Genomic DNA, 6,868 nt, shown 5'->3' with positions numbered 1-6,868 from the left:
TCTAAAATATCACCAGTATGGTAACGCTTATTTTTACCTGGCGGAGTCCACCCTGCACGAAGTAGCTGCTTTTTCTCTTTTTTAGAAAGAGAGTTGTGATCATGATGCTTGTGCTTTTTATGGCCAACCTTTTTACCTTGGTGCTGGCCATGATTGTCTTTGTTTGGGTTAGCTTGTGCCCCAACAGATGACAGCGCAAGTGTGATGAGTGTGATATAAATAGCTGCTTTCATAAGTATCTCCAGTGCTAAAAGTCATCTAAGACTACCAAGCTAGGATGAACATCAAATGAAATAGCGCTTAAATTTACGGTATTAACGGTGTTTGTACTGAGTTTTACAATGACTGCGCATAATAGCGGGATCGCGTAACTTTAAGTGCTTAGTTTTACGCCCTGCGTGGCGCTTACGCCACACTTTAAAGCTCCCTTTAGAGATGTGCTCTCGCATAAAAACGACGAGCTGAGGGTATTTTAATCCGTATAGTTGTTCAATGGCTTCGAATGGCGTTCTATCTTCCCACGCCATTTCAATAATGCGTGATTGCTGCTCTGCGTTAAACATGGTGTGTTCCAAAAATTAATCTTATACGCGACTTAAAAGCGCGTAGATCATCAATTTCATCACTCACTTTAAAATTAAAAAATAGCTTATATACTTAAAAGAAAATGGATTTGATAGTCATGCGTTTTATTTTATTAATCTTAGCTTTAATGGCGCCATCGTTAGCAGTTGCCGAGTCAAGTAAAACATTACGCTGCGTTACAACTCACTACCCGCCTTATACTATTTTTGATGAGCAAAAAAACATTTTTACCGGTTCAGACATTGAACTGATAAATTACTTAAATCAAAGCTTAGGCTTAAACATTAAAGTAATACACTTACCATGGGCACGCGTAAAAAAAGAAATGACCCTTAACTATTACGACTGTTATTTCTCTTTAGCAACAAATACCCTACGTAAAAAGCATTTAGAGTTTACTCAGCACCCTACACATGTCACCAAATTTGGATTATTTGCTTTAGATAAAAGTACCCTAAATAACAAAGACTTTTCTAGCACTAGAATAGCTATGCTCCGAGGCGTTGCCTTACCTAATGAAATAGCTGATAAATACAAAATATTGCCTAAAAATATAATGCATGCACTTTCAACGTCAGATTCTTTCAAGTTATTAGAAAAAAAGCGTGTTGATTTTATAATCACTAATTATCAAGCTGGGCTTTGGTTTGCAAAAAACAGTGTCGGCATTCACGCTCGTCAGTTCCATGAATCCAGCTTACCTGTTTATATTGCATTTAAGCCGGGTGTAGTCGATATAAATTTAATTGATAAGCAAATAAAGCAATATTACGAACAATAATTTACGGTTATACATGCACTTTAACGCAACAAGTTTAAAAGCCTATAAAAACCACATATCATTTAACCAAGCTATTTCCCCAAACGTTTTAGGTATGTATGAAATATTATTGTTTGCCGCTCATTTTGCCGTTTAGCCAAGCTGTTGTTGCTGATCAGAAAAGTACAGACTCAATTGAAGTTATTACCACCACAGCATCGAGGGTCGAAGCGCTTTCTACACCCCTTCCATTGTCTATTTCTACCCTAACCGAGGCGCAACTTAAGAGCATTGCACCCACTCACATTGAAGAAGCCCTGCAACGCGTTGCTGGTGCTAATGTACAGCGCGGCAATGGCCAAGAATATTTACCTGCGCTTCGCTCGCCAGTTTTGTCTGGGGCTGGCGCATGTGGTGGTGTGCTAACTTTAGAAGATGGAATAGCGCTTCGCGCTGCGGGTTTTTGTAATATTAACGAGCTATTTGAATCGCATAGTGAGATGGCCCAACGCATTGAGGTGTTAAAAGGGCCGGGCTCTGCTTTATACGGCTCAAATGCTGTGCATGGTGTTATTAATGTAATAACACCCGACACAACTCAAGGCGGCGGTTTATTGGGCGTAGATTATGGCTCATATGGCTATGCACGCGTTAAATTACGTGCAGGGCAAGACTATGGGAACAGCGGAATTGGCATAAACGCCAGTATTACTGACGATACAGGGTACCGTGATGATGAAAGTGTTAAACAACAAAAAGTAAATATACGCCATCGTCTAGAGCGCGATAATCTATTGCTCACATCAGGTATAACTTATACACATTTAGATCAGCAAACAGCTGGTTTTATTACTGGGTTTGAAAGCTATAAAAATAAAGATATAGCACAGCAAAACTTCGATCCTGATGCATTTAGAAAGGCAACATCTTTGCGAGCGTGGAGCAATGCAACATGGCAATTAGCCAATAACGATTTACTTTCTACCACTGTGTATATGCGCGATCAAAGTATGGACTTTTTTAAGCACTTTTTACCAGGTACACCCCTTGAAAAAAACAGTCAAACAGGTATTGGTGTTCAATCGCTTTATAAGCACAGTATAAATAACAATGTAACTCTGAACTTAGGCTTAGATGGCGAGTACACCCAAGCCGACTTTTTACAAAGTCAAAACGAGGCAACGCAAGGTTCGGCATTTTTAGTGGCTACCGTGCCAAAGGGTAAACATTACGATTACAACGTCAATGCCACACTTTATGCACCATTTGCATCCGTGAATTGGCAATTAAATAAATGGCTATTAACAGCCGGGGTTCGTTACGAGCACATGCAGTACGACTACACAAATAATATGCTTGCGGGTAGAACAAAAGAAGATGGTAGCGAGTGCGGGTTTGGTGGGTGCCGATACAGTCGTCCTGCTAGCACTAAAAATAGCTTTAGTAATGCCTCACCTAAACTTGGAATAAGTTACCAATACAACAGTAATAACACGTTTTACGCTAACTTTTCTCGCGGTTACCGAGCGCCACAAGCTGCTGAGTTATATCAATTACAACGCGAGCAAACCACCGCTAACTTAAACCCAGAAATAGCTAACAACGCTGAGTTTGGTATAAAAGGATTATACAGTGCATTTAATTACGGCTTATCTGTATATGCTATGAGTAAACACAATACTATTTACCGTGATAGCGACTTTTTCACTGTAAATGATGGCAGCTCTCGCCATCGAGGTGTGGAACTTGAACTTAATTATCAATTACCCAATAACGTGTCGGTTAACTTTGCAGGTACACATGCTAAACATAGTTACACTAACAACCAAGTTATTAACGGCCTAAACATAAATGGCAACGACATAGATACCGCACCACGCAACATTGCTAATATTGATATTACGTGGCAAGCACGTAACAACACCCAATTTGCACTTCAATGGCATCATGTTGGCCATTACTACACAGACCCTGAGAACTTAAATGAATACGAAGGCCATTCGGTTCTTAGCTTACGCGCCCAGTGGCAAGCAACTAAAAACCTTGAAGTTATGGCTCGTATTATAAATGTGACCAATAAAGCGTATGCAGAGCGAGCTGATTACACTAGTTTTACAGGCGATAGATATTTTCCGGGTAAACCACGCAATGCCATGTTATCGGCATCGTATACTTGGTAAATAAAGCTATTAAAATAAAGCGGCTTATATACGTATAAGTCGCTTTATTTTACTGCAGGAATGAGGTTTAAAGCATTTATAAGACTAATTCTTTGGGGTGCTATCAAATGCATCAACATGATGTAAATCATCAAGCCAAGGCAATGCTGACTTTGTCCAAATTTGTATTGAAGGTTTAAACAAATCGCGCTGATCAATCGAACCTAAACGCAACCCATATATACGATCGATAGGAGACTCATTTGTTGCATAAAGTGACGTACCGCAATTTGCACAAAAACCTTGCGCTCGCTTATTGCCACTTTGCGCTGTTTTTACATACTCTTTCGGTTGTCCTTTTGTAAAATCAACCGAATTAGGATCTGCAATTACAACGGCTCTAAATGGTCCACTCGACATCCGTTGGCAATCACTGCAATGACATACTACTACGTTATTATTTTGTGTGGTGGCCTCATAAGTTATATCGCCACAAAAACAGCTTCCAGTGATTTTCATATAGTAATCCTCTAACATAGGCCTATAGAGCCTTCACACATCTTTACGTACTACGCTTAAAATACATTGAGTTAGCTTATGACTTTTACTAACTCAATTGTTAGCAGCCTACTTTTTACTATCTAAGTAATCTACAGCGAGCAGGCTTAATGCCTTAGTCCCTACTTTAAACGATGATTCGTCAGCATAAAAATAAGGTGAATGATTACTTGGTACCGTTTTTAAATCTTGGCTACTTGGCGTACCACCTAAAAATACAAAGACACTTGGGATTTCTAATGCATAAAACGAAAAGTCTTCTGCACCTGTAATCTTATTCATTTCCACTACGTTATTTTTACCAGCCGCTTTTACGAGGGTTGGCAGCATTTGCGCAGTAAGCTCAGGGTTATTCACCGTTACTGGGTAACCTTCATGAATATGCACATCGGCAGTTGCTCCCGACGACTTAGCAATATGTGTAGCCGTTGTTTTTATTTTTTCAAAAATCTGTGCTCTATTATTCATATCAAAATTGCGAATTGTACCTACCATTTCAACTTTTTCAGGAATTATATTATTACGCACTCCACCTGCTATTTTGCCAAACGACACAATTGCGGGCTCTTTGGTTATATTTACTTGGCGGCTCACAATATGGTTAACGCCCGTTACAATTTGTGCAGCCGCTGCAATAGGGTCAACCCCAGTCCACGGTGCTGAACCATGTGCTTGACGACCATTAACAGTAATTTCAAACCTATCAGAACTGGCCATAGCAGGGCCGCTTCTGTAACCAATTTTGCCGCTGTGTAAGCTCGATGTTATGTGAAGACCAAATGCTACGTCGGGTTTATATTTGGTAAATATCCCCTCTTTGAGCATCAATTCTGCACCGCCTTCCTCGCCAATAGGTGCGCCCTCTTCAGCTGGCTGAAACACAAACATAATATTACCGTGCAGCTCGTTTTTCATATCGGCCAATACTTGTGCTGCGCCCATTAACATGGCTACATGCGTGTCGTGCCCACAAGCATGCATTACCCCCACATCTACACCGCGATAGTTTGTTGTTTTTGTTGATTTAAAGGGAACATTTGTTTTTTCGGTTACAGGAAGTGCATCCATATCAGCGCGTAGCATTACCGTAGGACCAGGCTTTGCGCCTTTTAAAATACCCACAACACCGGTGTAAGCAATATCGGTTTGTACTTGCATACCTAACGACTTTAAGTGTTTAGCCACAATGCCTGCGGTACGTGTTTCGCGATTACCAAGCTCAGGGTTTTGGTGAAAGTCACGTCGCCATTCAATTACCTGCTGCTCTACATTTTTAACGTGTTGATCAAGGTTTGCCTGCGCGTTAAACGTACCAAGTGCAGCAAAACCTAATGCCACTGAAAGTAGTGATTTTTTCATCCTGTTTTCCTTTATTATTTTAATGAAGCCCAACAACCGATTTAGTATTATAAAAAAGTGCTGTTGAGTTATAGCCTACACCACTTTTTAAATGCACTATCCTTAAATCGCACAGACGACATAGATTTACTCTGCGATACTAAAACTTAATTTAATTGGTAAATGCAATTAAAAAAAAACCAATCGCAAATACGATTGGTTTTAAAAATAAAGCTCAAATTGCTTTTGCATTAATTAGCTTGGGCTTTATAAGCGTTTGCATTTTTAATGCTGTTAAAATCATTAAACCGTACATTATGCTGGCGCATTACGTCGAGTATTTTTTTGCTTAACATTTGGCGTAAATAAAATGGCTGATTTGGTACAAAGTGATGGATGGTATGCGTTTTACCAAAATTGAAGCAAAAAAGGTGAAACGGCATAAATAACCGGCTTGTAATTACGTGTGTTTGCTCAAGCATATTATTTACGCCACCGTAATAGTGCATGCTTGATGTGACAAAATTAAGCGAGCTTGAACGCACTATATTAGGCACAATTAACACAATCATCATAAATTCAAACACATTTAAAACCTCTAACGCTAGTGCCGGAGTGCTTGCTTCAATGGGTACAAAAAAGTTAACTGTATGGAATATAATTACACTATACAAAATAATAAAATATGTAGTTGTTACTGGAAAGCCCGCATTAAACACGCTTAAAAAACTAAATCCTTTAATTTCTTTACTAAAACGTTTGGTATTAATAACTAAACCGAGTAAACCGTCCACAATAACAAGCGCACGCATAAATGGATTTTTAATGCCATTGCCCACTAAGCGCTCTTCGAGATCTTGCTCTGTACCTGATGTTTTATGATGATGTAAATGCAACTTGCGTCTATACCATGGGCTAATGGTGTTTGGCCTCATCAACCACACCGTCAACATCATAAAATTATGGATTAAAGGCTGGTTACTAAAATACTGTTTATGAATGAGATCATGCTCAAGTTCGTGAGAAATCGAAGCCGCCATAGCTGCCAAAATAATACAAGCCCATGCAGGTATAATGGCAAGGTAATACAAAACACCAACACCAATTAAAGCACTCAACGAGAGCAATAATATAACAAGCCCAATGGTATTTTGATGAGCAAGCAAAGGGTATTTTTGGCGAAGTACTGCCTCTTCGGCTTTTATAGCTTTAACAATTGCTTGAATATTTTGTTTGGCACTTAGCTGAGTCATATGAACGTTCTTAAAACCGTGTTGTAAACATGATACTTAATTATATTGTACGCTAAAACATTTAAGTTGGATTTCATTGTATTTAAGCAAAAAATCAATTTTTAAATGTGAAGCCACATTACTTATCTAAAAGAGTTAAATACTTAATTTATAAAATAGTAAACACTATAAAAGAGCGTTAATTAAACGTAACAAATGTGGATTTACCTGCATTT

Annotated in this window: 6 protein-coding genes and 1 pseudogene; 2 read left to right on the top strand and 5 right to left on the bottom strand. The window is 38.9% G+C overall.

Annotation, left to right across the window (positions count from 1 at the left end; all coding sequences use genetic code 11):
- Both BCG07_RS14180 and BCG07_RS14175 read right to left on the bottom strand, forming a co-directional pair.
- A pseudogene (locus tag BCG07_RS14180) lies at positions 1-233 on the bottom strand (hypothetical protein); the annotation flags it as partial.
- 81 nt (positions 234-314) lie between these two features.
- Complete coding sequence (locus tag BCG07_RS14175; RefSeq protein WP_006793686.1) at positions 315-563, bottom strand: TIGR03643 family protein; 249 nt, start codon at positions 561-563, stop codon at positions 315-317.
- A 119-nt stretch (positions 564-682) separates the two neighbouring features.
- On the opposite strand from BCG07_RS14175, the gene BCG07_RS14170 reads away from it, so the two are divergent.
- Complete coding sequence (locus BCG07_RS14170; RefSeq protein WP_243531555.1) at positions 683-1,366, top strand: substrate-binding periplasmic protein; 684 nt, start codon at positions 683-685, stop codon at positions 1,364-1,366.
- Positions 1,367-1,464: 98 nt separating this feature from the next.
- A complete protein-coding gene (locus BCG07_RS14165) occupies positions 1,465-3,525 on the top strand; it encodes a TonB-dependent receptor (RefSeq protein WP_243531557.1) in 2,061 nt (686 codons plus the stop codon).
- An 84-nt stretch (positions 3,526-3,609) separates the two neighbouring features.
- Here the strand turns inward: BCG07_RS14165 and BCG07_RS14160 are convergent, their stop codons facing one another.
- The 3 genes from BCG07_RS14160 to BCG07_RS14150 all read right to left on the bottom strand — a co-directional run bounded on the left by BCG07_RS14160 (position 3,610) and on the right by BCG07_RS14150 (position 6,653).
- On the bottom strand, positions 3,610-4,023 hold the full coding sequence (locus BCG07_RS14160) for a GFA family protein (protein WP_010557825.1): 414 nt from the start codon (positions 4,021-4,023) through the stop codon (positions 3,610-3,612).
- A 108-nt stretch (positions 4,024-4,131) separates the two neighbouring features.
- The gene (locus BCG07_RS14155; RefSeq protein ID WP_286890664.1) at positions 4,132-5,421 is read right to left on the bottom strand and encodes a M20 family metallopeptidase; all 1,290 of its coding nucleotides are present in this window, start codon (positions 5,419-5,421) and stop codon (positions 4,132-4,134) included.
- Positions 5,422-5,651: 230 nt separating this feature from the next.
- A complete protein-coding gene (locus tag BCG07_RS14150; RefSeq protein ID WP_286890662.1) occupies positions 5,652-6,653 on the bottom strand; it encodes a fatty acid desaturase in 1,002 nt (333 codons plus the stop codon).
- Positions 6,654-6,868 lie beyond the last annotated feature (215 nt).

Origin of the sequence: Pseudoalteromonas sp. ESRF-bin5 (assembly GCF_002632075.1) — a bacterium.
Lineage (GTDB): Bacteria > Pseudomonadota > Gammaproteobacteria > Enterobacterales > Alteromonadaceae > Pseudoalteromonas > Pseudoalteromonas marina.
Note: the sequence above shows the minus strand (reverse complement) of the source record. Positions and strands in the feature narration are given on the sequence as shown.